At 58.9% G+C, this 25,111-nt stretch carries 23 protein-coding genes; 11 read left to right on the top strand and 12 right to left on the bottom strand.

Annotated features, from left to right (window positions below):
* Window positions 1–16: 16 nt before the first annotated feature.
* Complete coding sequence (locus E2F43_RS09640) at window positions 17–1,093, top strand: 3-deoxy-7-phosphoheptulonate synthase (RefSeq protein ID WP_133212064.1); 1,077 nt, start codon at window positions 17–19, stop codon at window positions 1,091–1,093.
* A gap of 181 nt (window positions 1,094–1,274) precedes the next feature.
* Here the strand turns inward: E2F43_RS09640 and nfuA are convergent, their stop codons facing one another.
* The gene (gene nfuA, locus E2F43_RS09635) at window positions 1,275–1,850 is read right to left on the bottom strand and encodes a Fe-S biogenesis protein NfuA (protein WP_133212062.1); all 576 of its coding nucleotides are present in this window, start codon (window positions 1,848–1,850) and stop codon (window positions 1,275–1,277) included.
* 158 nt (window positions 1,851–2,008) lie between these two features.
* Here nfuA and metH point away from each other — a divergent pair, with 158 nt between their 5' ends.
* Both metH and E2F43_RS09625 read left to right on the top strand, forming a co-directional pair.
* Window positions 2,009–5,695 carry a methionine synthase gene (gene metH, locus E2F43_RS09630; RefSeq protein ID WP_133212060.1) on the top strand — a complete coding sequence of 1,229 codons (3,687 nt, stop codon included), beginning with the start codon at window positions 2,009–2,011 and terminating at the stop codon, window positions 5,693–5,695.
* 17 nt (window positions 5,696–5,712) lie between these two features.
* Window positions 5,713–5,940: a DUF2970 domain-containing protein gene (locus tag E2F43_RS09625; RefSeq protein ID WP_133212058.1), complete on the top strand. Its 228-nt coding sequence runs from the start codon at window positions 5,713–5,715 to the stop codon at window positions 5,938–5,940.
* A 21-nt stretch (window positions 5,941–5,961) separates the two neighbouring features.
* Here the strand turns inward: E2F43_RS09625 and E2F43_RS19240 are convergent, their stop codons facing one another.
* Window positions 5,962–6,084, bottom strand: coding sequence for a methionine synthase (locus E2F43_RS19240; protein ID WP_238946832.1), 123 nt, complete (start codon window positions 6,082–6,084; stop codon window positions 5,962–5,964).
* Between the two features lie 191 nt (window positions 6,085–6,275).
* On the opposite strand from E2F43_RS19240, the gene E2F43_RS09620 reads away from it, so the two are divergent.
* The 3 genes from E2F43_RS09620 to E2F43_RS09610 all read left to right on the top strand — a co-directional run bounded on the left by E2F43_RS09620 (window position 6,276) and on the right by E2F43_RS09610 (window position 9,883).
* Window positions 6,276–7,940 (top strand): nitrite/sulfite reductase, encoded by a 1,665-nt coding sequence (locus tag E2F43_RS09620; protein WP_133212056.1) that lies wholly within the window; start codon window positions 6,276–6,278, stop codon window positions 7,938–7,940.
* Window positions 7,924–8,355, top strand: a complete 432-nt coding sequence (locus E2F43_RS09615; RefSeq protein ID WP_133212054.1) for a DUF934 domain-containing protein — start codon at window positions 7,924–7,926, stop codon at window positions 8,353–8,355. Before E2F43_RS09620 ends, E2F43_RS09615 begins: the two co-directional genes overlap by 17 nt.
* 358 nt (window positions 8,356–8,713) lie before the next feature.
* Window positions 8,714–9,883, top strand: a complete 1,170-nt coding sequence (locus E2F43_RS09610; protein WP_133212052.1) for a cation:proton antiporter — start codon at window positions 8,714–8,716, stop codon at window positions 9,881–9,883.
* Window positions 9,884–9,955: 72 nt separating this feature from the next.
* On the opposite strand, the gene E2F43_RS09605 is transcribed toward E2F43_RS09610, so the two are convergent.
* Window positions 9,956–10,885 carry an FAD-binding protein gene (locus tag E2F43_RS09605; protein WP_133212050.1) on the bottom strand — a complete coding sequence of 310 codons (930 nt, stop codon included), beginning with the start codon at window positions 10,883–10,885 and terminating at the stop codon, window positions 9,956–9,958.
* Complete coding sequence (locus E2F43_RS09600) at window positions 10,882–11,634, bottom strand: electron transfer flavoprotein subunit beta/FixA family protein (RefSeq protein ID WP_133212048.1); 753 nt, start codon at window positions 11,632–11,634, stop codon at window positions 10,882–10,884. The genes E2F43_RS09605 and E2F43_RS09600 overlap by 4 nt, the downstream gene beginning before the upstream one ends.
* Window positions 11,635–11,951: 317 nt before the next feature.
* Between E2F43_RS09600 and E2F43_RS09595 the strand changes: the two genes are divergently transcribed.
* Window positions 11,952–13,604: an electron transfer flavoprotein-ubiquinone oxidoreductase gene (locus E2F43_RS09595; RefSeq protein WP_133212046.1), complete on the top strand. Its 1,653-nt coding sequence runs from the start codon at window positions 11,952–11,954 to the stop codon at window positions 13,602–13,604.
* Between the two features lie 102 nt (window positions 13,605–13,706).
* Here E2F43_RS09595 and E2F43_RS09590 read toward each other — a convergent pair whose 3' ends face one another.
* The 3 genes from E2F43_RS09590 to E2F43_RS09580 form a co-directional block, all read right to left on the bottom strand.
* Window positions 13,707–14,168 carry a hypothetical protein gene (locus E2F43_RS09590; protein ID WP_133212044.1) on the bottom strand — a complete coding sequence of 154 codons (462 nt, stop codon included), beginning with the start codon at window positions 14,166–14,168 and terminating at the stop codon, window positions 13,707–13,709.
* A 1-nt stretch (window position 14,169) separates the two neighbouring features.
* Entirely contained in the window at window positions 14,170–16,818 is a 2,649-nt protein-coding gene (gene topA, locus E2F43_RS09585; RefSeq protein WP_133212042.1) for a type I DNA topoisomerase, read from the bottom strand.
* Window positions 16,819–16,961: 143 nt separating this feature from the next.
* Window positions 16,962–17,420, bottom strand: coding sequence for a hypothetical protein (locus tag E2F43_RS09580; RefSeq protein ID WP_133212040.1), 459 nt, complete (start codon window positions 17,418–17,420; stop codon window positions 16,962–16,964).
* 104 nt (window positions 17,421–17,524) lie between these two features.
* Here E2F43_RS09580 and E2F43_RS09575 point away from each other — a divergent pair, with 104 nt between their 5' ends.
* The gene (locus E2F43_RS09575) at window positions 17,525–17,965 is read left to right on the top strand and encodes a universal stress protein (RefSeq protein ID WP_133212038.1); all 441 of its coding nucleotides are present in this window, start codon (window positions 17,525–17,527) and stop codon (window positions 17,963–17,965) included.
* A gap of 2 nt (window positions 17,966–17,967) precedes the next feature.
* Here the strand turns inward: E2F43_RS09575 and E2F43_RS09570 are convergent, their stop codons facing one another.
* Window positions 17,968–18,183, bottom strand: a complete 216-nt coding sequence (locus E2F43_RS09570) for a glutaredoxin family protein (protein ID WP_133212036.1) — start codon at window positions 18,181–18,183, stop codon at window positions 17,968–17,970.
* A 176-nt stretch (window positions 18,184–18,359) separates the two neighbouring features.
* On the opposite strand from E2F43_RS09570, the gene E2F43_RS09565 reads away from it, so the two are divergent.
* The 3 genes from E2F43_RS09565 to E2F43_RS09555 are packed head-to-tail and all read left to right on the top strand — an operon-like array spanning window position 18,360 to window position 21,142.
* Window positions 18,360–19,274: an IclR family transcriptional regulator gene (locus E2F43_RS09565; protein WP_133212034.1), complete on the top strand. Its 915-nt coding sequence runs from the start codon at window positions 18,360–18,362 to the stop codon at window positions 19,272–19,274.
* A gap of 21 nt (window positions 19,275–19,295) precedes the next feature.
* Entirely contained in the window at window positions 19,296–20,363 is a 1,068-nt protein-coding gene (locus tag E2F43_RS09560) for an AraC family transcriptional regulator (RefSeq protein WP_133212032.1), read from the top strand.
* Complete coding sequence (locus tag E2F43_RS09555; RefSeq protein ID WP_133212030.1) at window positions 20,360–21,142, top strand: TrmH family RNA methyltransferase; 783 nt, start codon at window positions 20,360–20,362, stop codon at window positions 21,140–21,142. The genes E2F43_RS09560 and E2F43_RS09555 overlap by 4 nt, the downstream gene beginning before the upstream one ends.
* Window positions 21,143–21,147: 5 nt before the next feature.
* Here E2F43_RS09555 and E2F43_RS09550 read toward each other — a convergent pair whose 3' ends face one another.
* The 4 genes from E2F43_RS09550 to E2F43_RS09535 are packed head-to-tail and all read right to left on the bottom strand — an operon-like array spanning window position 21,148 to window position 25,110.
* Entirely contained in the window at window positions 21,148–22,323 is a 1,176-nt protein-coding gene (locus tag E2F43_RS09550) for a vWA domain-containing protein (protein ID WP_133212028.1), read from the bottom strand.
* A gap of 10 nt (window positions 22,324–22,333) precedes the next feature.
* A complete protein-coding gene (locus E2F43_RS09545) occupies window positions 22,334–23,179 on the bottom strand; it encodes an AAA family ATPase (RefSeq protein WP_133212026.1) in 846 nt (281 codons plus the stop codon).
* 56 nt (window positions 23,180–23,235) lie between these two features.
* Complete coding sequence (locus E2F43_RS09540; protein ID WP_133212024.1) at window positions 23,236–24,738, bottom strand: vWA domain-containing protein; 1,503 nt, start codon at window positions 24,736–24,738, stop codon at window positions 23,236–23,238.
* Window positions 24,739–25,110: a hypothetical protein gene (locus tag E2F43_RS09535; RefSeq protein ID WP_133212022.1), complete on the bottom strand. Its 372-nt coding sequence runs from the start codon at window positions 25,108–25,110 to the stop codon at window positions 24,739–24,741.
* Window position 25,111 lies beyond the last annotated feature (1 nt).

Genomic DNA, 25,111 nt, shown 5'->3' with positions numbered 1-25,111 from the left:
GTATCAGGTAACAAGCATGAGCCACAACGAAGTACATAACATCAATGTCGATTCCCAGGGTGTGCTGGTGACGCCGGAGCAACTGTGGGAAGCCCTGCCCATGTCAGACGCTGTCAGCCGGACCGTTGCCGACAGCCGCCAGGTCATCTGGGACATTCTCGACCGCAAGGACCACCGACTATTCGTGGTGGTGGGGCCCTGCTCGATCCACGACCCCGAAGCGGCCATGGAATACGCCCGCAAACTGAAAGCGCTTGCGGATGAGCTGGACGATACCCTCTACATCGTCATGCGCGTCTACTTTGAAAAGCCCCGCACCACCGTCGGCTGGAAAGGACTGATCAACGACCCGCACCTGGACGATTCGTTCAAAATAGAGGAAGGCCTGCACATCGGTCGCCAATTGCTGCTGGACATCCTGGAACTGGGCCTGCCTACCTCCACCGAGGCGCTGGACCCGATTTCACCCCAGTACCTGCAGGACCTGATCAGCTGGTCAGCCATTGGCGCCCGCACCACCGAGTCCCAGACCCACCGGGAAATGGCCAGCGGCCTCTCCTCAGCAGTCGGTTTCAAAAACGGCACCGACGGCGGCCTCACTGTGGCCACCAATGCGCTCAACTCGGTGTCCAAACCCCATCGCTTCCTGGGCATCAATCGTAACGGGCAGGTTTCCGTGTTCACCACCAAGGGCAACGCCCACGGTCATATCGTCCTGCGCGGCGGCAGCGCCGGCCCGAACTACGATTCGGTGCACATCCGCCTGTGTGAGGAAGCCCTGGAAAAGGCCGGACTGGCAAAAAACATCATGGTCGATTGCTCCCACGCCAACTCCAACAAGCAGCCGGAGTTGCAACCGCTGGTGGTCGAGAATGTCGGCAACCAGGTGCTGGAGGGCAACAACTCGATTGTCGGCCTGATGATCGAGTCAAACCTCAACGCCGGTAACCAGTCGATTCCTGACAACCTGGATGACCTTAAATACGGCGTCTCGGTCACTGACGGCTGCATCGACTGGGAAACCACCGAGGCTTCCCTGCGCAAGCTTCGTGATACCGTCAAGGACGCGCTCAGGGCTCGCCAGACCGGCTGAGGGCCCGCAACGACCTATGTGAAGGCGGGCTTTGGCGCGCCCTTCTTTCCCGCTAACCGGCCCGGCACTGGGGTATGCCTTGCTCCACGGCCACAAGCTTCGTTCCGTTTTCGGGCCGCTTAATGGAACAGAAATAAAAAAAGCGAGCCAAAGCCCGCCTTTCAATAGAACCAAACCAGACTCAATAATAAGCCTGCGACTTATCCGTGTGGTCAGTCGTATCGCGCACGCCCGCGAGCTGCGGCAACTGCTCCATGAGGGTTTTCTCGACCCCGCCCTTGAGCGTCTGGTCCACCGCCGAGCAGCCCTGGCAGCCGCCGCCGAAGCGCAGCACCGCGAAGTTGTCCTCGGTGATCTCCACCAGGCTGACCTCGCCACCATGGGCGGCCAGTGCCGGGTTGACCTCGTTGTAGAGCACATAGTTGATACGATCTTCCAGCGGGCTGTTTTCGTCCACGCGCGGCATTTTTGCATTGGGTGCCTTGATGGTGAGCTGACCACCCATGCGGTCCTTGGAGTAGTCCACCAGGGCGTCCTCCAGGAATGGCAGGGACCGGCCCTCGAACCAGGCGGTAAATTTTTCGAACTTGTGCTCCTCGTCCTCCTCCTGCACATCGCCGTCACGGCAGTAGGCAATGCAGGTCTCGGCACGGGGGGTCCCCGGTTGGTTGATAAACACTCTCACTCCCAGGGCATCTTCCTGTTTGGTGAGAAGCTCAGCCAGGTAGTCCTGGGCAGATTCGGTAATAGTGACCATGTCGTGTACTTTCCGAGTGATTTAGTCAGGTATTCTAAAAGAATGGGGGCGTGACCGCGAGTTTTCAAGACCGGCCACCCTTATACCTATATCAAAATATTTTGATATAGGTTGGCCGCTCTGTTAGGATGCGCGTCTTTTACAGCATAGCGACAACCATGAGCAGTTCTCAACCGAAAGCCCTGGAACAGGCACTCCTACAACGCATTCTGATCATTGACGGGGCCATGGGCACCATGATCCAGGAGGAAGGCCTCGAAGAAGCCGATTATCGCGGCGAGCGCTTTGCCGGGCATCACGTCGATCTCAAGGGCAACAACGACCTGCTGTCGCTGACCAAACCCGAGGTCATCGAAAAAATCCACCTGGCCTATCTCGATGCCGGGGCTGACCTCATCGAGACCAACAGCTTCAATTCAACCTCCATCGGCCAGGATGACTACCAGCTGGGTCATCTCGCCTACGAGCTGAACCTGGCATCTGCCCGGGTAGCACGCAAGGCCGCGGATGAGATCAGCGCGAAGACGCCGGACAAGCCGAGGTTTGTCGCCGGGGTCCTCGGCCCGACCCCGAAGACCGCCTCAATCTCCCCGGACGTCAACGATCCGGGCGCCCGCAGTGTCTCTTTCGACCAGCTTCGGGAAGCCTACCTGGAGGCTGCCCTTGCGCTGATCGAAGGCCAGGTGGACCTGTTGTTGATTGAAACCATATTCGATGCACTCAACGCCAAGGCCGCCATCTTCGCCGTCAAGCAGGCATTTGAGCAATCCGGGGTGGAGCTACCGCTGATGATTTCGGTCACCTTTCCGGATGTCAGCGGACGGGTGCTGTCCGGGCAGAATCCGGAAGCATTCTACAACGCCATTGCCCACGCCAGGCCGTTGATTGTCGGCTCCAATTGCGGGCGCCGTTACCGGGAAATCAGGCCCTTTCTGGAGGAACTCTCCAATGTGGCGGAGTGCTACTTCAGTGCTCACCTCAACGCGGGGCTGCCCAATGCGTTTGGCGAGTTCGATGAAACCCCGGAAATCATGCACGACGACTTCCATGAATTTGCCCGTCGCGGTTTCCTCAATCTCGCCGGGGGCTGCTGCGGCACCACGCCTGCTCACATCCGCGCTATTGCCGATGCCGTGGAAGGCGTGGCCCCACGCCAACTGCCAACGCTGGAACCGGCCTGTCGACTCAGCGGGCTGGAGGCATTCAACATCACTGCGGACAGCCTGTTTGTCAACGTGGGCGAGCGCTGCAATGTCACCGGCTCGGCAAAGTTCAAGCGCCTGATCCTCGACGATGACTACGAGACCGCGCTGGACGTGGCTCGCAACCAGGTGGAAGACGGGGCCCAGATCATCGACGTGAACATGGACGAGGGTATGCTCGACGCGGAAAACGCCATGGTCACCTTCCTCAACCTGGTCGCTTCCGAGCCCGATATTGCGCGGGTGCCAATCATGGTCGACTCTTCCAAGTGGTCGGCCATCGAGGCGGGACTCAAGTGCATTCCCGGCAAGCCGGTGGTGAACTCCATCAGCCTCAAGGCCGGCGAAGCCGAATTCATGGAACAGGCCCGACTCTGCCTGCGCTACGGTGCCGCCGTTGTGGTCATGGCATTCGACGAAGACGGCCAGGCCGACAATCTCCAGCGCCGCAAGGACATCTGCAAACGTTCCTACGACCTGCTGGTGGATGTCGTCGGCTTCAACCCCTGTGACATCATTTTCGACCCCAACATTTTTGCCGTTGCCACCGGCATCGAGGAACACAACAATTACGCTGTGGACTTCATTGAGGCCACCCGCTACATCAAGGAATCACTGCCCGGCGCCCTGGTATCGGGCGGTGTATCCAACGTTTCGTTCTCCTTCCGTGGCAACAATCCGGTGCGTGAGGCCATTCACTCGGTGTTCCTCTACCACGCGATCAGGGCGGGAATGGACATGGGCATCGTCAATGCCGGCCAGTTGGCCGTTTACGACGAGTTGCCAGAGGAGTTGCGGGAAACCGTCGAGGATGTGGTCCTCAACCGCCGGGACGACGCCACGGAACGCCTGCTGGACATTGCCGAGCAATATCGCGGCAGCGGCGGCGCTGAAGCGCGCAAGGAAGACTTGAGCTGGCGCGAACTGGAGGTGAGCAAGCGCCTCCAACACGCCCTGGTCAAGGGCATTAACAGTTATATTATCGAAGATGCGGAAGAGGCCCGCCACCTCTTTGAGCGACCTATACAGGTTATCGAAGGTCCGCTGATGGATGGCATGAATGTGGTCGGCGACCTGTTCGGCGAGGGCAAGATGTTCCTGCCCCAGGTGGTCAAGAGCGCCCGGGTCATGAAACAGGCGGTCGCCTATCTGCAACCCTATATCGAAGAGGAAAAGACCGAGGATTCCAGCAGCAACGGCAAGATCCTGATGGCCACGGTAAAAGGCGACGTCCACGATATCGGCAAGAACATCGTCGGCGTTGTACTGCAGTGCAACAATTTCGAGGTTATCGATCTCGGGGTGATGGTCGCCTGCGACGAAATCCTGCGCGTGGCCCGGGAACAGCAGGTGGACGTTATCGGCCTGTCCGGGCTGATCACTCCCTCCCTTGACGAAATGGTCCACGTGGCCTCGGAGATGCAGCGGGAAGGCTTCCAGATTCCGCTGTTGATCGGTGGCGCCACCACCTCCAACGCCCACACCGCGGTAAAAATCGAGCCCTGTTACAGCAATGACATTGTCGCCTATGTGCCCGACGCCTCCCGCAGTGTGTCGGTGGCGACCCAGCTGATGAACGAAACCAAAGGTGCTTTTGTCGACGAACGCCGCCAGCAGTATTCACAGGTCAGGGAGCGTATAGCCAATCGCGAACCAAAGGCAAAGCCCCTCAGCTATCCCCAGGCGGCCTCAAACCGTCTGCAGTTGGACTGGACCGGCTATCAACCGCCCCGCCCCAGCTTCCTTGGCACCCGGGTTTTTGATGACTTTCCCCTGGACACGCTGGTGGAGACCATCGACTGGACGCCGTTTTTCATTACCTGGGAGTTGGCCGGCAAGTTCCCGGCGATACTGGAGGATGAAAAAGTTGGCGCCCAGGCCACTGAACTGTTCCGCGACGCCCAGGCGATGCTCAAGCAGATCGTCGAGGAAAAATGGCTCACCGCCCGGGCCGTGGTCGGATTCTGGCCGGCAGCGCGCAAGGGTGACGATGACATCGAACTCTACCGTGACGAAGACCGGTCGGAACCACTCGCCACCCTGCACCATCTGCGACAACAGACTGCCAAGGCCGGCGGCAAGCCCAATCTGAGCCTTGCGGATTTTGTCGCTCCGGATGACAGTGGCGTGGACGATTATATCGGCGGCTTTTGCGTCACAACCGGTCATGGTGTAAGCGAACGGGCGGCCCGATATGAGGCCGACCACGACGACTACAACAGCATTATGCTCAAGGCCCTGGCTGACCGCCTGGCAGAATCACTCGCCGAGCAAATGCACCGACTGGTGCGCACGCAGCTATGGGGCTATGCACCTGAGGAATCACTGGACAACGATGCGCTGATCCGCGAACGGTACCGCGGTATTCGCCCGGCACCCGGCTACCCTGCCTGTCCCGACCACACCGAAAAGGCGACCCTGTTTGAACTGCTGGACGCCACCGCGGCCACCGGCGTCACCCTGTCCGACAATTACGCCATGAGCCCGGCGTCCTCGGTTAGCGGTTTTTACTACTCCCACCCCGAGAGCACCTATTTTGCCATTGGCAAAATCGGCAAGGATCAGGTTGAAGACCTGGCCCATCGTAAGGGAGAATCACTGGCCGTGATGGAGCGCTGGCTGCGCCCCAATCTCAACTACTGACTGGAGCAGGAACAGCGATGACTGACAACAACGAGGGCAAGAAGAAACAGTCCCTCAACCCACTGCAGGTCATCTCGAGCGTTTTCGCGGCGGGACTGGGCGTGCAGAGCAGTAAAAACCGCGAGCGTGACTTCAATCAGGGCCGGGCGGGGGTGTTCATCGCCGCCGGGATTATTTTCACCCTGGGATTCATCGCGGTAATGGTGGTGATTGTGCAGTTGGTACTCAAGGGGGCGGGCAACTAGACAGCGGCCCGCCCAATGGCTTCAGGAAGGCATTCCCGACAGCCAGATGTACAAGGTCAGAACAACCAGTGAGATAACCGCGGTGGCGGCGATCGCGTCAGCAGTGCCGTCGCCGGCGTCCTTGTTGTTGGTTTCTTCGCTCATTTTGTCGCTCCTCTGGCGGTCTTGGGCGGCGCCATTATAGCAGCTCAGCCTGGAATCCCAAGCCCATAAAGCATCCTAACCATTCGTTCTAACCATATGAATATTATGACTATTTAAGCCCGCGCGTTTCTGCTAATGTACCGCCTCCCGATGCCGGCTACAGCACGGCCCAAGAACAACAGGATCCCCAGATGTACGTTTACGACGAGTACGACCAGAAAATAGTTGATGAGCGGGTGGCCCAATACCGGGACCAGACCCAGCGCTTTCTGGACGGCGAACTCAGCGAAGAACAATTCCTGCCCCTACGCCTGCAAAACGGGCTTTACGTGCAACGTCTCGCCCCCATGCTGCGAGTTGCCGTGCCCTATGGCCTCATGAATACACGCCAGCTCCGCAAGATTGCCCAGTTGTCACGGGATTTCGACAAGGGTTATGTGCATATCAGCACACGCCAGAACATCCAGTTCAACTGGCCGCAACTGGGCGAGGTGCCCGATATACTGGCCGAGCTGGCTTCCGTGCAGATGCACGCGATCCAGACCTCCGGTAACTGTATTCGCAATACCACTACCGACCAGTTCGCCGGAGTCGCCACCGATGAACTGGAAGATCCCCGCCCCTGGTGCGAGATTATCCGCCAGTGGTCTACCCTGCATCCGGAATTCGCCTTCCTGCCGCGCAAATTCAAGATCGCGGTGTGTGGCAGCAGGCAGGACCGGGCCGCCATTCACTCCCATGATATCGGCGTAGAGGTGGTCCATAACGCCGCTGGCGAGACCGGCTTCCGCGTCGTTGTCGGCGGTGGCCTGGGCCGGACGCCGGTCATCGGTGTTGAAATCTGCGATTTCCTGCCGGCGGAGCATCTGCTCACCTACCTGGAAGCCATTCTGCGGGTCTACAACCAACACGGTCGCCGCGACAACAAGTACAAGGCGCGGATCAAGATCCTGGTGAAGGCCATGGGCATAGAGGCCTTTCGGGAAGCGGTCGAACACGAATGGGCGCCAATCAAGAACGGCCCCAGCACCCTCACAGGCGAAGAAATCGAACGCGCCCGTTCCTTCTTTACCGCACCGGATTACGCGTCACTGGATGCCAGTGCGGCGCAAAATACCCTGCAGGCGCAGTGTCAGAACGACCCCATTTTTGCCAACTGGGTAAAGCGCAATACGCGTGAGCACCGGGTCGCGGGCTACCGTATCGTCACTATCTCCCTCAAGGCCACCGGCTACGCCCCGGGAGATGTAACCGACAAACAACTGGAACTGGTCGCAGACCTGGCTGACCGCTATTCCTTCGGCGAGATTCGCACCACCCACCAGCAGAACCTGGTGCTGGCTGATGTGGAGCAGGCAGCCCTGTACGAGTTGTGGCAAAGCCTGCAGAAGGCCGGGCTGGCCACCGCCAACATCGGCTATCTGACCGACGTGATCTGCTGCCCGGGAGGCGATTACTGCTCACTGGCAAATGCCAAGTCGATTCCGGTGGCTGAGGCCATCCAGGCCCGCTTTGACGACATGGATTACGTGTATGACCTGGGTCCACTCGAGCTGAACATCAGCGGTTGCATGAACGCCTGTGGCCACCACCACATCGGCCACATCGGTATTCTCGGCGTGGACAAAAAGGGCCAGGAGTTCTACCAGGTCAGCCTGGGAGGTAACCAGGGCAAGGATACCTCCATCGGTAAAATCCTCGGCCCATCCTTCAGGCAGGAGGACATGCCACAGGTCATGGATAAACTACTGACCACCTATGTCGAATTGCGCCAGGCCGGGGAAACATTTCTCGATACCTACCGCCGCGTCGGCATCGACCCCTTCAAGGAGCGCGTATATGCCCAGGATCATTAAAAACGGAGCCATCGTTGAAGAGCACGGTCCGGAGGTCCTGGATCTTGAGCAATGGCTACAGAGCGAAGACCGCGCCCGTCGCGCCGTGGTACTGGAGCCTGGCGAGACCCTTGCACCTCTGCTCGAGCATATCGATGACATTCCCCTGGTGCTGGTCAACTTCCCGACGTTTATGGATGGCCGGGGTTTTTCCTACGCCAGGGAGTTACGGGAACGGGGCTACCAGGGGGAGTTGCGTGCAGTTGGGCATTTCATTCGCGACCAGCTGACCTATCTCTCCCGCTGCGGGTTCGACGCCTTCCAGTTCGAGGACGAATCGGAACTGGAAGACGCCCTCGAGAGTCTGGGGGACTTCAGCGAGTTCTACCAGGCCTCTGCGGATCAGCCCCAGCCCTTGTTCCGGCGCCGGGCCTAGGGCAAGGCGAAGTCAAGCTCACCCCGGGCCGGCCTCTGCTGCTGCACCATTCACCCCGGCCGCCGGGGTGACATCCTCTTCCGCCTTCGCTCGCGGCGTCAGCACAGATTTCCTATCCATCCACGGGTTGTTTACACTCTGCCCATGATCGCTATTCCCGCGGAGGCGGGAATCCAGTGGCGGCTGTACATCGTCATTCCCGCGAAAGCGGGAATCCAGTGGCGGCTGTTATCGTCATTCCCGCGAAAGCGGGAATCCAGTGACGGCTGTTTATCGTCATTCCCGCGAAAGCGGGAATCCAGTGACCGCTGTACATCGCGCCATAAAATGCAGCATAGGCAACGGGAGCCAAGCCTGAATGGATGTATCCATCACATTCTCCTTTTTCCTCATCTTCACCGGTGCGGCCGTGTTCGCGTCGCTGGCCCTGGCGACCCGCCAACCGCTGATTATTGCCTACATCGCCCTTGGCGCCTTTATCGGACCCTACGGGCTCTCACTGGTCACCGACACCAAGTTGCTGGCGGACATCGGTCATATCGGAATTATTTTCCTGCTGTTCCTGCTGGGCCTGGATATGCAACCCCAGGCGCTGTGGTCCACGCTGCGCAAGTCCACCGTCGTGGCAGTCGCCAGTTCTGCCATATTCCTGGCCATGGGCTTCTCGGTGGTAAAGCTGTTCGGCTTCAGCACCATCGACGCCCTGATCGTGGGTGCGGCAATGATGTTTTCTTCCACCATCATCGGCATCAAGTTATTACCGACCACCGTGCTCCATCACCGCCACATCGGTGAACTGATGATCGGCATGTTGTTACTACAGGACTTGCTGGCGATTATCGTGTTGATGATCCTGTTCAGCGCCTCCAGTGGCGATGGCAGTATGGGCATGGATTTAGCCCTGTCGATGCTTGGCCTGCCGTTACTGGTCGCCGTTGCCCTGTTCGTCGTGCGCTATGTATTACTGCCACTGATCGCCCGTTTCGACCGCTTCCACGAGTATATTTTTCTGCTCGCCCTGGGCTGGTGCCTGGGCATGGCTGAAGCCGCCAAGGCAGTGGGCCTGTCCGAGGAGATTGGCGCCTTTATTGCGGGGATCACCATCGCCACCAGCCCTATTTCGCAGTACATTGCCGTCAACCTGAAACCACTGCGTGATTTTTTCCTTATCCTGTTTTTCTTCGCCGTGGGCGCCCGCTTCGACCTGTCGATGCTGCAACAGGTGTGGCTGCCCGCACTGGTGCTGGCGACCCTGGTGCTGGTCGTGAAACCCACCACCTATCGCTGGCTCCTCAAAGGGGTTAGCGAAAAGCGCAGCCTGGCCTGGGACCTGGGCTTCCGGCTGGGGCAGGCGTCGGAATTTTCCCTGCTGATCGCCTATGTAGCCATTGGCGCGGCCCTGATCTCCGAAGAAGCTTCGCTGCTGATACAGGCCACCACGATTATCACCCTGCTGGCCTCCTCCTACATTGTGGTACTCAACTACCCTACCCCGATTGCGATCTCGGACCGCCTGCGACGCGATTAGCCCGGATCCGGGGTGCCGGGCATAAAAAAACCGGCCACCAGGGCCGGTTTTTTTCACTTCGGCACTGAACGCCTACAGTTTGCCTTCAAACTCGGGCAAGGCGTCAAACAGGTCGGCCACCAGGCCGTAGTCCGCCACCTGGAAGATCGGGGCGTCCTCGTCCTTGTTGATAGCAACAATGACCTTGGAGTCCTTCATGCCCGCCAGGTGCTGGATCGCACCGGAAATACCGACGGCGATGTACAGGTCAGGTGCAACGATCTTACCGGTCTGGCCTACCTGCATGTCGTTAGGCACGAAACCGGCGTCTACCGCGGCGCGGGAGGCACCGATGGCAGCGCCCAGCTTGTCGGCAATGCCCTCCAGCAACTTGAAGTTTTCGCCGTTCTGCATACCCCGACCACCAGAGATAACTACCGCAGCGGAGGTGAGTTCAGGGCGGTCGGATACAGCCACTTCCTCACCGACGAAGGAGGAAATGCCAGCGTCGTGGACCGCATCAACGGCTTCTACCGCAGCGGAACCGCCCTCGGCTGCCGCAGCATCGAATGCAGTGGTCCGGACGGTGATCACCTTCTTGGCATCCGCGCTCTTGACGGTGGCAATAACGTTGCCGGCGTAGATGGGGCGTTTGAAAGTGTCGGCAGATTCCACGGAAGTAATTTCCGAAATCTGGGCAACGTCCAGCAGGGCCGCAACGCGGGGCATGGTGTTCTTTGCGTTGGCTGTTGCCGGAGCGATGATGTTGTCATAGCCCGCGCCCAGTTCAGCGACCAGCAGGCTGACGTTCTCTGCCAGCTGGTGTTCGTAAACTGCATTGTCGGCAACCAGCACCTTGTTGACACCGGCGACAGCGGCGGCGGCCTGGGCTGCACCATCACAACCGGCGCCTGCGACCAGGATATCGATATCCGCACCCATAGCCTGGGCAGCGGTGACTGCGTTCAGGGTGGCGCCCTTCAGGGAACCATTGTCGTGTTCTGCGATTACCAGAGTGCTCATGAGATTACTTTCGCCTCGTTTTTCAGTTTGTCGATCAGCTGATCCACATCTTCAACCTTGATGCCGGCCTGACGTTCGGCGGGCGGCTCGACGCTGACCTGAGTCAGGTGAGAGGTGACCTCAACGCCAAGATCACCGGGGGTAAAGACGTCCAGCGGCTTTTTCTTGGCCTTCATGATGTTGGGCAGGGAAGCGTAACGGGGCTCGTTGAGACGCAGGTCGGTGGTCACAATGGCAGGCAGAGTGAGTGCAACTGTTTGCAGGCCGCCGTCGACCTCGCGGGTCACATTCACCTTGTCTCCGTCAATCACGACTTCAGAAGCGAAGGTACCCTGGGGCATACCGGTGAGTGCGCCCAGCATTTGACCGGTCTGGTTGTTATCGCCATCGATGGACTGCTTACCGAGAATGACCAGTTGGGGCTCTTCCTTCTCGATAACGCCCTTGAGCAGCTTGGCGACGACCAGGGGCTCTACCGCGCCCTCGGTCTCGACCTGGATGCCGCGATCGGCGCCCAGCGCCAGCGCGGTACGGATTTGCTCCTGACAGGCCTTGTCGCCGATGGAAACAGCAACAACTTCAGTCGCAGTGCCTGCTTCCTTGAGGCGTACGGCCTCCTCGACAGCAATTTCACAGAAGGGGTTGATAGCCATCTTGACATTATTCAGGTCAACATCACTACCATCGGCTTTGGCGCGAACCTTGACGTTGTAGTCAACGACGCGCTTAACGGCAACAAGAACCTTCATGGATTCTCCATTAGATCATTAAGGGTGGGTTTGCGGTGCCGGACTGATCAAAAAACGCCCGGTACATGTTTGCTCGGCGGGGTATCTTGCCCATAATGACCCCCGGGGTCAATAGCCCTGGGCGACAGGAAAGTTGTCCAAATGAGACAGATCAAGGATATCCACCATTCATCGCTATGATGGCCTTTTATCCATTAAAATTATATACTTGCGCCCCTTTGGAGTACGGGCGACAGCCACTGTAAGCCCGTAACACAAGCCAAAGGAGCGGTCAGGCCCACGCCCGGCCACAGCCCTAAACAAGAGAGGACACCGCAGTGGAACGTGAATCGATGGAATTTGATGTTGTGATTGTCGGTGCCGGCCCCGCCGGTCTGTCGGCCGCCTGTCGCATCATGCAACTTGCCCAGGAGAAAGAACAGGAAATCACGGTATGCGTGGTTGAAAAAGGCTCGGAGGTCGGCGCCCACATCCTCTCCGGCGCCGTTCTGGAGCCCCGAGCCCTCGACGAATTGTTCCCCAACTGGAAGGAACTGGGCGCACCGGTAAACACCGCGGTCAAGGGCGACAAATTCTACTTCTACACCAGCGCCACCGGCGCGATCACCCTGCCCAACTTCATGATCCCCAAGCCCACTCACAATGAGGGTAATTACATTGTCTCCATGGGTAATGTCTGCCGCTGGCTGGCAGAACAGGCCGAAGGGCTCGGAGTAGAGGTCTACCCGGGCTTCGCCGCCGCCGAGGTATTGTTTAACGAGGATGGCAGCGTCAAGGGTATTGCCACCGGCGACATGGGTGTCGCCGAGGATGGCAGCCACAAGGACTCCTACATGCCCGGCATGGAACTGCATGCCAAGTACACCCTGTTTGCGGAAGGTTGCCGCGGCCACCTGGGCAAGCAGCTGATCGAAAAGTTCGGCCTGGATGCGGGTAAAGCCCCCCAGCACTACGGCATTGGCATAAAGGAAATCTGGGAGATCGATCCGGCCAGGCACAACGAGGGCACTGTCGAACACGGACTGGGGTGGCCACTGTCCGAGCACGGCGCCACCGGTGGCGGTTTCCTCTACCACGCGGAGAACAACCAGGTCTACCTCGGGCTGATCACCGACCTCAATTACTCCAATCCGCACCTGAGCCCTTTCGAAGAGTTCCAGCGCTGGAAGCACCACCCCACCGTGAGCACGTTGCTGGAGGGCGGTACCCGTATTACCTACGGTGCCCGGGCAATCACCAAGGGGGGCTATAACTCACTGCCCAGGATGCACTTCCCTGGCGGTCTGATCATCGGCTGCGATGCCGGCACCCTGAACTCGGTAAAAATCAAGGGCAACCATACCGCCATGAAGAGCGGCATGGTGGCCGCAGAAGCAGTAGTGGAAGCCCTTTCCCAGGGCGACGAACGCCAGGCAGACCTGGATTCATTTGCCAGCAGGTTCGAGGACTCCTGGGCCTACGAGGAGCTGTACACCACCCGCAACTTCTCCGGCTTCATGCACAAGTTCGGCATTCTGATCGGCTCGGCACTGGTCTGGCTGGACCAGAACGTCTTCGGTGGCAAACTGCCTTTCACCCTCAAAGATGACAAGCAGGACTACGCGGCCATGAAACCCGCTGCCGACAGCAAGCAGATCGAGTATCCCAAGCCGGACAACAAGATCAGCTTCGACCGCCTGTCATCGGTGTTCCTCTCCAACACCAACCACGAGGAAGACCAGCCCTGCCACCTGACCCTGAAAGATGCGGACATCCCCCTGTCGGTGAACCTGCCCAGGTGGGACGAGCCGGCCCAGCGTTACTGTCCTGCGGGCGTATACGAGATCGTTGAGGACGAGAACGGCAAGCGCTTCCAGATCAACGCTCAGAACTGTGTGCACTGCAAGACCTGCGACATCAAGGATCCCTCGCAGAATATTGTCTGGATAACGCCGGAGGGCTTCGGCGGACCCAATTACCCGAACATGTAGGGCACGCCGGACGTGATCGGCTCTGAAAAGGCGAACCCGGGTTCGCCTTTTTTATTGGCTACAGTGCGTGTTTTTGCCGGGTAAGCCGATGCAGGAACGGCGTTAGTACTCGTCCAGTGAATCGCCCATACGATCAAACAGGGATTGCAGTTGCAGCACCCACTGCTCAGCCTGCTCGGGACCGGCGGCTGGTGCAGTCGTTGCCAGATTGCCCGCTGAGGCTGTCGGCCCGGCCACCGATTCCCCGGCGAGCATATCACCGATCCAGCCCTCGGCTTCCAGGCGCTGGAATTCAACAATCTCACCGGGTACGGCTTTGCCCTCGGCAATCTCAGGCAATTCCGCGAGGGAAGCTGGCGGTTGTTCCGGCAAAGCGCCCGGACGGATGATTTCCAGCAGGAACCAGCCATAGGCATGGCCCAGGTGACCGCGTACGCCCGGGAGATAGGCCTGGGCCAGGGTAACTGCGGAGATGGATTCAGCGGCCAACTCCCGGCGCCAGGCGGCGAGTAGTATCTTCGCCAGGTACAGGGCGTGATTGGCCTGTCCGCGGGCAGAGCTCATATTACTTGCGCGCCCTGCCCTTGCTCTGCTCCTCTTCCCACTTGCCCTTGCGATAAAATGCCTTCCAGCCCGTGGCTTTGCCATCGACCTCGGTCATCACATATTGCTCCTTGGTCTTGCGGCTGTAACGCACCTGCGCACGGTTGCCGTCATCGTCCTCGGTGGGGGCGGAAAAAATAAATTTGTACTTGGGATCTATTTCGTCCTTGTGCGGCAGCAGCTCATCGACATAGGGAGCCCGGGTTTCACGGTTGCGCGGGAACTGGCTGGCGGCCAGGAACATTCCGGCGGCGCCATCGCGCAGCACATAATGATCATCCACCTTCTGGCAAACCAGTTCCGGCATGGGCACCGGGTCCATCTTCGGTGGTGCGGCTTCACCGTTTCGCAGCAGTTTGCGGGTATTTTTGCAGGTTTCCGAAGTGCAGCCGAAGTACTTGCCGAAGCGACCGTTCTTCAGTTGCATCTCGGCACCGCACTTGTCGCACTCCAGGGTGGGGCCGTCGTAACCCTTGATCTTGAACTTGCCGTGCTCCACCTCGAAGCCATCGCAATCAGGATTATTGCCACAAACATGCAGCTTGCGGGACTCGTCGATCAGGTAGCTGTCCATTGCCGCGTTGCACTTTTTACAGCGGTGCCGCTCCAGCAGCTGGCGCGACTCCGCCTCGTCGTCAGCATCCTCGCGGATCGCCTCATCGCCCGGTGTGAGATTGATCGTATGCTTGCAGCGCTCCTTGGGCGGCAAGGCGTAACCGGAGCAGCCCAGGAACACGCCGGTGCTGGCGGTTCTGATCTGCATGGGCCGACCGCATTTAGCGCACTCGATATCGGTCATGGTTGGCGTATTGGGCTCCATCCCAACCGGCTCAGGTTCCTCGGCTTTTTCCAGCAGACCGCGAAATTCGCTGTAAAATGCATCCAGCAGGTCGCGCCAGTCGCGCTCACCCTCGGCCACGTCGTCCAGTCGCTCTTCCATGCCGGCGGTAAAGCCATAATCCAGCAGTTCCGGAAAGCTTTTCTGCAGTCGCTGGGTGACGATGTCACCCATCTTCTCGGCGTAAAAGCGCTTGTTTTCCAGCCGCACGTAACCCCGGTCCTGGATAGTTGAAATGATCGAGGCGTAGGTTGAAGGACGGCCAATGCCACGTTTTTCCAGTTCCCGCACCAGGCTGGCCTCACCGTAACGGGGAGCGGGCTTGGTGAAGTGCTGAGCGGGATCGAGTTTTTTCAGGCTCAGTTCATCACCCTGCCTGACGTCAGGCAGAACGCTGTCCTCACCCTTGCGACCGGCGGGTGGTTGTACTCTGGTGTAACCGTCGAAGCGAATAATGCGGCCCTTGGCATTGAGTTCGTAGTCTCCGGCCGCCACGGTGATAGTGGTGGAGGTGTATTCCGCCGCCGGCATCTGGCAGGCGACAAACTGGCGCCAGATCAGTTCGTACAGTCGCTCCGCGTCCCGTTCCATGCCCTTGAGCGCGGTCTGTGGCACATTGACATCAGATGGCCTGATAGCCTCATGGGCCTCCTGGGCGCCCTCCTTGGACGAATAGGTATTGGCCGTTTCCGGCAGGTAGCTTTTGGGGAAGTTTGCAGCGATATAGTCGCGACAGGCAGCTACCGCCTCGGCACTCAGGTTGGTGGAGTCGGTACGCATGTAGGTGATGTAACCGGCCTCGTACAGGCGCTGGGCCAGCATCATGGTTTTCTTTACACTGAAGCCAAGACGGGTACTGGCGGACTGCTGCAAAGTGGAGGTAATAAAGGGCGCCGGCGGTTTTGACCGTGTCGGTTTGTCCTCGCGACCGCTGACCACATAGGGCAGTGACTCCAGTTCTGCCGTGGCTTTTTTCGTCGTCTCTTCGTCGCCGGGACGGAAATTTTCGCCATGGTGCTTGCGCACCTGAAAGCGCACACCCTCATCGTCGCGGGTTGCCAGGTCAGCGTGGACCTCCCAGTACTCCTCGGGTATGAAGGCATGAATCTCCCGCTCCCGCTCAACAATCAGGCGTACAGCAACGGACTGCACCCGCCCGGCGGAGAGGCCACGCGCCACTTTGGCCCACAACAATGGCGACACCATATAACCCACCACCCGGTCGAGAAAACGGCGTGCCTGCTGGGCGTTGACCCGGTTCTGGTCCAGGTGGGCCGGTTCGTCGAAGGCCTCGGTAATCGCCTTCTTGGTGATTTCGTTGAAAACCACCCGCTGGTAGCGCTCATCGTCCCCGCCAATGGCTTCCCGCAGATGCCAGGCAATGGCCTCCCCCTCACGGTCAAGGTCGGTGGCGAGATAGATGGCGTCGGCGTCGGCAGCGAGTTTTTTCAGCTCATTGACCACCTTTTCCTTGCCGGGCAGCACCTGGTAGTTGGCCGCCCAGCCGTTTTCCGGGTCTATTCCCATGCGGCGAATCAATTGCTCCCGGGCCTTCTTTTTCTTGTGCGCCTCTTTTTCTTCAGGAGCCATCTTGCGAGTGATAGCCGCCTGGGCGGCCCGCTCCTTGGGATCTACCTTGGCAGTTCCACTGCCGGCGGTCGGTAAATCCCGAATATGACCCACGCTGGATTTCACCACATAGTCTTTCCCAAGATACTTGTTGATCGTCTTGGCTTTGGCCGGTGACTCGACAATTACTAGTGATTTACCCATTGATTCCTACTGTATAAACGAAGTCGGGCGCCAGAAATGGACGGGGGGCACGGCGCCAAAAAGGGGCATATATAAGTCGCCGTGGGGCCACGGTCAAGGAAAATCGTGTATTGGAGGTCCGGCGGAACCACTCCCTGGGCTGGTCAGGAGGTGCCCTGCAAGGCCTGCTGCCATGCCTCCAGAGCGGTCACAATCTGCTCCACATCGCGTTCCTCACCGGCCTCTTTCCAGTAGGCGCCACAGGAGCCCTCGTCAACGCTAATAGCCAGTATCGACGCGGGTAACAGGTCTGCCGCAGGTGGTGGCTCCACTCGCTTATCCAGGGATCGCCAGCCGTCGTCATCGCGCAACCAGGTAACGCGCTGACGCGGCTCACGGCGGGAAGGTGGCAGCCGTTTTCCGTAGTAGATAATCTGCTGGCTGCGTTCTTCCCTGCCGGAGACCGCGGGTCGGGATGGCAGGTCCCTGAACTCGACGAACAGACCATGCACGGCCGCATATTCCCGCATACGAGCCACCAATCGCTGTCGTTTACTTGGTAAAAAATGCGTCAAGGGCGCCAGCGCCAGCGCCACCACGAACAAAATGAGTAGAAATTTCAAACGGTCTCCCTGATTCAGGTCAACGATGGTGCGTGACTTCATTGCCCACGCCACCCTCTATGCTATACATTAAAGTCCCAGACAGGGAAAAGATGGAGAGCAATATGTCGAATTATAAAAGAGTCCTCGTAGCCATTGACCTCAGCGAGGATTCTGGCGAGGTAGCCGCGCGCGCCAAAGCTATTGTGGCAAATGGCGGATGCGAACTGCACATTATCCATGTCATCGAGCCCCTGAGTTTTGCTTATGGGGTCGACATCCCCATGGATTTTTCGGGTCTGCAGGACGAAATCCAGACCCAGGCAACGGAACAGTTGCAGCGCTTCTCGGAACAAAACACTATAGACCACGATCACCAGCATATCGTTCTGGGCCGGCCGGAGGTAGAAATTCATGCCTTGGCCGAGGAAATCGACGCTGACCTGATTGTGGTCGGCAGCCATGGCCGTTACGGCCTGGCATTACTGATGGGATCGACTGCCAATGGCGTACTGCACGGAGCGAGTTGTGACGTCCTCGCGGTACGCGTCGGCAAGGACAAATAGCCTCACCTGAGGAAGCGTACCAGCGCTTCCTCATCAAAAGGCCAGTTCAGTTCCTGCCCGTCTTCCCTGCGCAGTACCGGTATCTTCACGCCGTAGCGCTCGAACAATTCATCGGACTCGCTGATGTCCACCTCCTCATAAGCGACACCGGCAGCCATCAACAGCGCGGCTGCGAGTTCACACAGATGGCAGGCGGACGTTCCGTACAGGGTTAACATTGGCAGGGTTTTCTCCAGGGCTGTGCCTGACGGCGCTGTCACTATATACTTGCCGCCCATCCTGCCGGGGCTTGCTGTAGGCAGGCCGGCGGCGTTACCATTGCGACGCAAGTACAACATCTTATACTAAAATTGCAGGCGTCGGGGAACCTGGCGCCACTGACGGGAGTTTTCCTTTGGCCTTATTTTCGCAACCCACAGCTCGCGCGCTGGCGATTCTCGATCTGTTGATGGCCAACCCCCACCAGGCCTTCGGCCTGACTGAAATGACCCGCAGACTCAACCTGAACAAGGCGACCTGCCACGCTATTCTGACCACCATGGCCAATTACGGCTTTCTGGTGCAACACCCGAAGACCAAGGCCTACCGACTGGGGCCCTCCATCATCGCCGCCGGCAACGCCGCCTTCGCCCAGTTCCCGGTGCTGGAGTACGCGCGGCCGGAGTTGGAGAGCCTGCAACAGGACCTGGATGTGGGCTTTGCAGTCACCGGGCGCTCGAAACAACATATGGTCCTGCTCGCCCTGTATGGCAAGGCGCAACCGCTGATTGACTCCTTCCAGCTCGGGTTGCGACTGCCTAACACCGCGCCCGTGGCCGCGTGTTTTACCGCCTTTTCGCCCGCCAAGCATCTCGAAGCCTGGTTGACCCGCGCTCATGAATCCCGCGGTGAGTACAACGAGAAGCTGGACCAGAAGTTGCGCGTGGCGCTCATTTCCATTCGGGCGCGCGGCTATGAGGTAACCCTGAAAACCCGGGCCGAGGCCGAACTGACCCGGGAACTGGCACGCATCCATTCTTCCTGGAGCCTGACCGAACTGGAAGACGCGGCCAATCGCTACCAGCACGACCTGTGCGACGAGTATTTCCATCTGGACCGTATCGATCCCAAGGCCCGTTACGACGTGAGCACCATCTCCGTGCCGGTGTTCGTGGATAACAAATTGCCGGTAATGTGCTTTGTCGCCGGCTCAGTGGGAGGCCCGGTCAGCGGCGCCCGCATCGAGGAAATCGCCGGCCGTATGAAGCAGTCGGCTGATCGGGTGACCGCCCTGGCGGAAGGCCGGGAGAGCCTCTCTGCCGAACCCTGATAGCCGGGGAACACCTGCGCCGTGAACAACACCATGCCCCTCAAGTCCCTCAACACGCTGTTGCGGGTATTGATCGACCATGGCTACCCGTTGGAACGGGCGCTGCAACATGCAGGTCTCGACTTTAACCCGCTACAGGCCGCGAACCCGGACACGACCGAGATCGCCGCCAGCAGCTACAGCAAACTCTACGGTCTGTTAATGGAAGTGCTACAGGACGAAGCGTTTGGTCTGGGCCAGGAGTATCACGCCCCACCCGGCACCTTTCGGATGATGTGCCTGTTTGTAATTCACTGCCAAACACTGGAGCAGGCGCTGGTTCGGGCCTGGGAGTTCCACGGCTACTGCGATCAGTACCGCGACGCGCCGAGTTCCAGCCCCCCCAAGCCCCTGGTTGACCTGGGGAATGAGCGGGTATTGTGCCTTTTCCAGCGCTCCACCGAGCTTGCTGATGACCGGGTAAAAGTGGGGCACGCCAATATAGTGCTAATGATGTACCGCTTTTACAGCTGGCTGATTGACCGTGAACTTCCGCTACTGGAGGTACATCTGCAGGCGGCGGCCCCGGAGAGTGCCGAGCACTATGAGAGCCTGTTCGGTTGCCCGGTCCTCTTCGCCAGGGAGCATTCAGGGCTGGTGGTCAGCCGGCAGCTATTACAGTATCCACTGGCCCAGAATGAAGACAGCCTGCGCGAATTTTTACGTCTGGCACCCTACCCCCTGGTCAGGCGTGATTCGCCCGGTGAAACCGGGCCCCTGTCGCGCAGGATCGAACAACTGCTGCTTTCATCCGGGCCTGAAAACCTGCCAACCGCCAGTGATGTGGCCGCGCAGCTGAATATGTCACCCCGCACCCTGCATCGCAGACTCACCGCGGAAGGAACCAGTTTCCAGCAATTGAAGGACAACCTGCGCCGGGAAATGGCAGTGCACTATATACAGCGCGATGAGTTGTCCATTGACGCCATTGCCGCGGTGATGGGCTTCCAGGATAACTCAGCGTTCTACCGGTCCTTCAAGAAGTGGACGGGGACATCTCCAGGGCAGTATAGGCAACAATTGCAACGCGAACGGGAATCGCAGCCGTGAACCAGCAGGACAGCGGCAGCTACAAAGCAAAGAAAGCGTTTTACGACCGTGTACTCACGGTCTATGGACGCAAGCCGGTGCTGGAGGCCCTGCGCGACACCCACCTGCAGTGCCATACCCTGCACCTGGCCAGCAGCAACCGGTCCGGCGGCATTATCGCCGAGTTGACCGCGGCAGCCGCAGAGCGTGAAATCCCCATCCGTGAACACAGCCGGGAAGCGCTGTCGCGAATTTCAAAAAACGGCAAACAGGACCAGGGCGTGGCCCTTGACATCCTGTGCCCGGCATTTCGCTCGCTGCAGACCTATCTCGACCAGCTGTCAGCACTGCCCCGCCAACGGGTCCTGGCGCTGGACGGTATCAGCAATCCGCAGAACCTGGGCATGATTCTGAGATCTGCCAGCGCCGGCAACATCGATGCCGTCCTGTGGTCTCGCCGGGGCAACGCGGCACTGGGGCCACTGGTCATCAAGGCCAGCGCCGGCACGCTTTACCGGGCGCCCCTGGTGCTCTGCGACAGCCAGGTGGGGGCGCTGGAAGCACTATCCGGCCGGGGTTTTGAAATCTGCAGCCTTGAAGCCCAGGCCAGCAGGACACTGTTTGACTACCACCCCTCAGGCCACGCCGCGTTCGTGCTGGGCAATGAAACAGACGGAGTCTCCAGCGCGGTTTCCGCGCTGGCGGATACCGCGCTATCAATTCCGATGAACAACGGTGTGGAGTCGCTGAATGTCGCGGTGACTGCCAGCCTCATTGCCTATGCGGACAGTATTGGCTAGCCAGCCTACTTGGAAAGGTAGCCCATCCCCTCTTCCAGGCCCTTGAGCGTGAGGGGATACATCCTGCCTTCCAGAAGTTTGTGGGTGATGGCGACACTCTGGGTGTACTGCCACTCTTCCTCCGGCACCGGGTTGATCCAGATAACCTTGTCATAGACGTCCTGCAGGCGGCGCATCCAGACCTCGCCGGACTCCTCGTTCCAGTGCTCGACACTGCCGCCGGGCTGAAGGATCTCGTAGGGCGACATGGAGGCATCGCCAACAAAAATCACCTTGTAGTCGTGGCTGTATTTGTGCAGCACGTCCAAAAGCGGCGTCCGCTCGTTGTGGCGGCGAATATTGTTCTTCCACACGCTTTCGTAGATGAAATTGTGGAAGTAGAAATACTCCATGTGCTTGAACTCGGTACGGGCCGCTGAAAAGAGTTCCTCGCAGATCTTGACATGGGGATCCATGGAACCACCCACGTCAAAGAACAACAGCACCTTCACCGCGTTGTGCCGCTCCGGCACCATCTTGATATCCAGCAGACCGGCGTTACGCGCGGTGGAGCTGATGGTGTCGTCCAGGTCCAGTTCGTCGGCGGCGCCAGTACGGGCAAACTTGCGCAACCGGCGCATGGCGATCTTGATGTTGCGGGTGCCCAGTTCCACACTGTCGTCAAGGTTCTTGAAATCGCGTTTTTCCCAGACCTTGACTGCTTTTTTATTTTTGCCGTTGGGCCCGACGCGGATGCCCTCCGGATGGTAACCCTCCTGGCCGAAGGGCGACGTACCGCCTGTGCCAATCCATTTGTTACCGCCCTGGTGACGCTTCTCCTGCTCTTCCAGCCGCTTCTTGAATTCCTCGATCAGTTTTTCGAGGCCGCCCAGGGACTCAATTTTGGCCTTCTCTTCCTCGGACAGGTTTTTCATGAACTCCGATCGCAGCCAGTCATCCGGGATAAGTGCCTCGATCACATCGTCGAGCGCCTCCAGGTCCTTGAAATGCAGACCGAAGGCGCGGTCAAAGCGATCGAAGTACTTCTCATCCTTGACCATGCAGGTGCGGCTGAAGAAGTAGAATTCGTCCATCGAGCCGAACACCACCCGCTGTTTCATGCCCTCCAGCAAATCCAGTAATTCCCGGGTAGTGACCGGAACGCCCGCGTCGCGCAGTCCATGAAAGAAGTTAATCAACACCGGAAATGCCTCAGCGCGACTCGCGCCTGTGCATGAAGGCCAGTCGCTCCAGCAGGTGCACATCCTGCTCGTTTTTCATCAGTGCGCCGTACAGGGGCGGTATGGCCTTGGTAGGATCACGATCCTTGAGAATTTCATCGGGGATATCGTCCGCCAACAGTAGTTTCAGCCAGTCGATCAGTTCTGACGTGGAGGGTTTCTTTTTCAGGCCTGGAATAGCGCGCAGGTCGAAAAACACCTCCATCGCTTCCTGCACCAGGTCTTTGGCGATATCCGGGTAGTGTACGGCCACGATCTCACGCATGGTGTCGCGGTCGGGAAAGTTGATAAAGTGGAAGAAACAGCGACGCAGGAACGCATCGGGTAGTTCCTTTTCGTTATTACTGGTGATAATGATGATCGGCCGGTGCCTGGCCTTGATGGTTTCCCCGGTTTCGTAAACAAAAAACTCCATACGATCGAGTTCCACCAACAGGTCGTTGGGGAACTCGATATCCGCCTTGTCAATCTCATCGATCAGCAGCACCACCTGCTCATCGGACTCAAAGGCTTCCCAGAGTTTGCCTTTTTTGATGTAGTTGGCGATATCGTGAACTTTTTCATCGCCCAACTGGGAGTCCCGCAGACGCGATACGGCGTCGTATTCATACAGGCCCTGCTGGGCCTTGGTGGTTGACTTGATGTGCCACTGAATGAGCCGTTTGCCGAGACCCTCAGCCACTTCTTCGGCCAGCATGGTCTTTCCTGTGCCCGGCTCACCCTTGATCAGCAGCGGGCGCTCGAGGGCCACGGCAGCATTGACTGCCATCCGCAGATCGTCCGTCGCAACGTATCGTTCAGTTCCTTCAAATTTCATGGGAATACTTACCTGTTGAATGTGCAAAACGACTAAGCGTACCGATTGGGAACCGACTAATCAAGGGAGCCGGCATCCTTCACCGACTGTTCCTCGGCTACCGCCAGGGTACCGCGCAGGGTATCCTGGCCGCCGCTCTTTTTCATTTCCCGGGCACGTTTCTGCCACAGTGCCAGTTTCCGGCGTTTGCGCCGTCGCAGGATGTACCAAACCAGTAACAGGATGAGGGTCATTACACCTGTCAACCACACCAATGGGGACTGAAAATCGTCCTCCGGCGATTCCTCGCCGCGGGTGACAAGGGTTGGTTGCTCAGTGGGAACGCCAACTTCCATATAGATCGGCAGCTCCCGCTCCAACCCCCCTGCCCCCTCAAGGCGCAGCATCAAGCGATAGCGGCCGGGTAATTCAAGCGGCGGGGTTGTCGCACGGAACAGGCCGTCTTCCGACGGTGCGTCCAACCGGTATCTCTGGGTGTTGCCCTGCGGAGAAGTCACGTCAAGCAGCAGATTATAGCTGGCTAACACTTGTGGGTCGGTGACAGTCTCGCCGGCATCGTTGAGACGCGCCGTGACCTCGGCCTCATGCCCGGCGGAGGTGTAATAAGGCAGATAACCCACCTCCAACGTCAGGTCTGACTCAACATAAACCCGGGCAGCCGTTTTTGGCGGGTATTGCAGGCGCCAGTTACCGACGACCGGATTACTGACCCTTGCCATGTTGAATTGGCGATTCTGAAACCAGAGGATGTCACCGGGGTTTTCATTCGCCGAATATGCAGTGCCGTCAGGGGCCAGTAGTGTGAGCTTGCCCCTGAATCTGGGGAATACGGCAAAAACGACGAACTGATCAGTGCGCTCATCAACACTGAATTCACGTTCGTAGAGCGGTTCTCTGGCTACAGGTACTACCATTTCAATGACTTTCAGGAACATGACGCCCAGCTCAGAGACGTCTTCCGCGTGCTCCGAGGTACCGCCTGTTTCCCGCGCCAGGGAGCGAAGCAACAGGGAATCCGCATGGCGGGTCAAGGCAATGGTATGCACGGGCACACCCCTGGCGCCCAGATCCTTGGCCAGGCCGCTGAGCAACTTGCGGGCCGCGCTGACGTTGATCATGGGAGAATCAGCCACATTGACCGTACCTGCAGTGACCAGCACGACGCTACTGCGGTAGCCCGGTTCGAGGTCAGGCAAATCGGCCGTCGCCGCTTCCAACGCTGCGGGGATATTGGTACGAGAGCCGCTGTATTCCAGATCGGATAATGCTTCCAGGGCCTGCGCTCGCCACCCCTGGTCGACGATGCCGGAAGGCACCAGTTCCCTGGCCTCCTCGGCAAAAACCCAGACACCCACTCTTGTGCCCGCCGGCAGCAACCGAATAACCATTTCCAGGGTCTGAGAGCGCAGGTTCCCCGGATCGAACTTCTCCATGTTTTCTGAAACATCGACCAGCAGTCGCAGGTCCGGCACCAGCCCTGGTTCGGCCCTGGCCGGGGAAATTTGAAGGCTGGAAAGAAGCAGCAGGAAAGCAACAATAGTGTGCAGTACGGGCCGCATTCAGTCGTCCTCCTCCACCGTGGGCGACGCCACTGTGGGCTTGCGCTGGCGTAGCACGGTCAGCCGTAACAGCGCGGCCAGAACCACCGCCAGGCCACAGCTGTAAGCAAGCGGTTTGATCGCGTGGCGTGCCGAGTCCGGGCCTTCGGTTGCCAGCTGAAACGCGGCGACAACGGCTGCGGGAGCCATGGTCTCTGCCTCGGGGCTCGGGTAAGCGGGTGTCAACAACAGGGCTGCCGCCAGCAGAACCAGCAGTGCAACCCAGCCATTGGGCCAACGCCGACCCAGCCACCAGGCCAGGCAAAGCACCACCATGATGGCGGAGCCACAATACACGTAAATTGCCGTTAAATACGAACTCTCGCTCAGCACG

The sequence above is a fragment of the Seongchinamella unica genome (genome assembly GCF_004354085.1).
GTDB lineage: Bacteria > Pseudomonadota > Gammaproteobacteria > Pseudomonadales > Halieaceae > Halioglobus > Halioglobus unicus.
The sequence above is the reverse complement of the archived record's forward strand: the minus strand, read 5'-3'. Positions and strand labels throughout refer to the sequence as shown.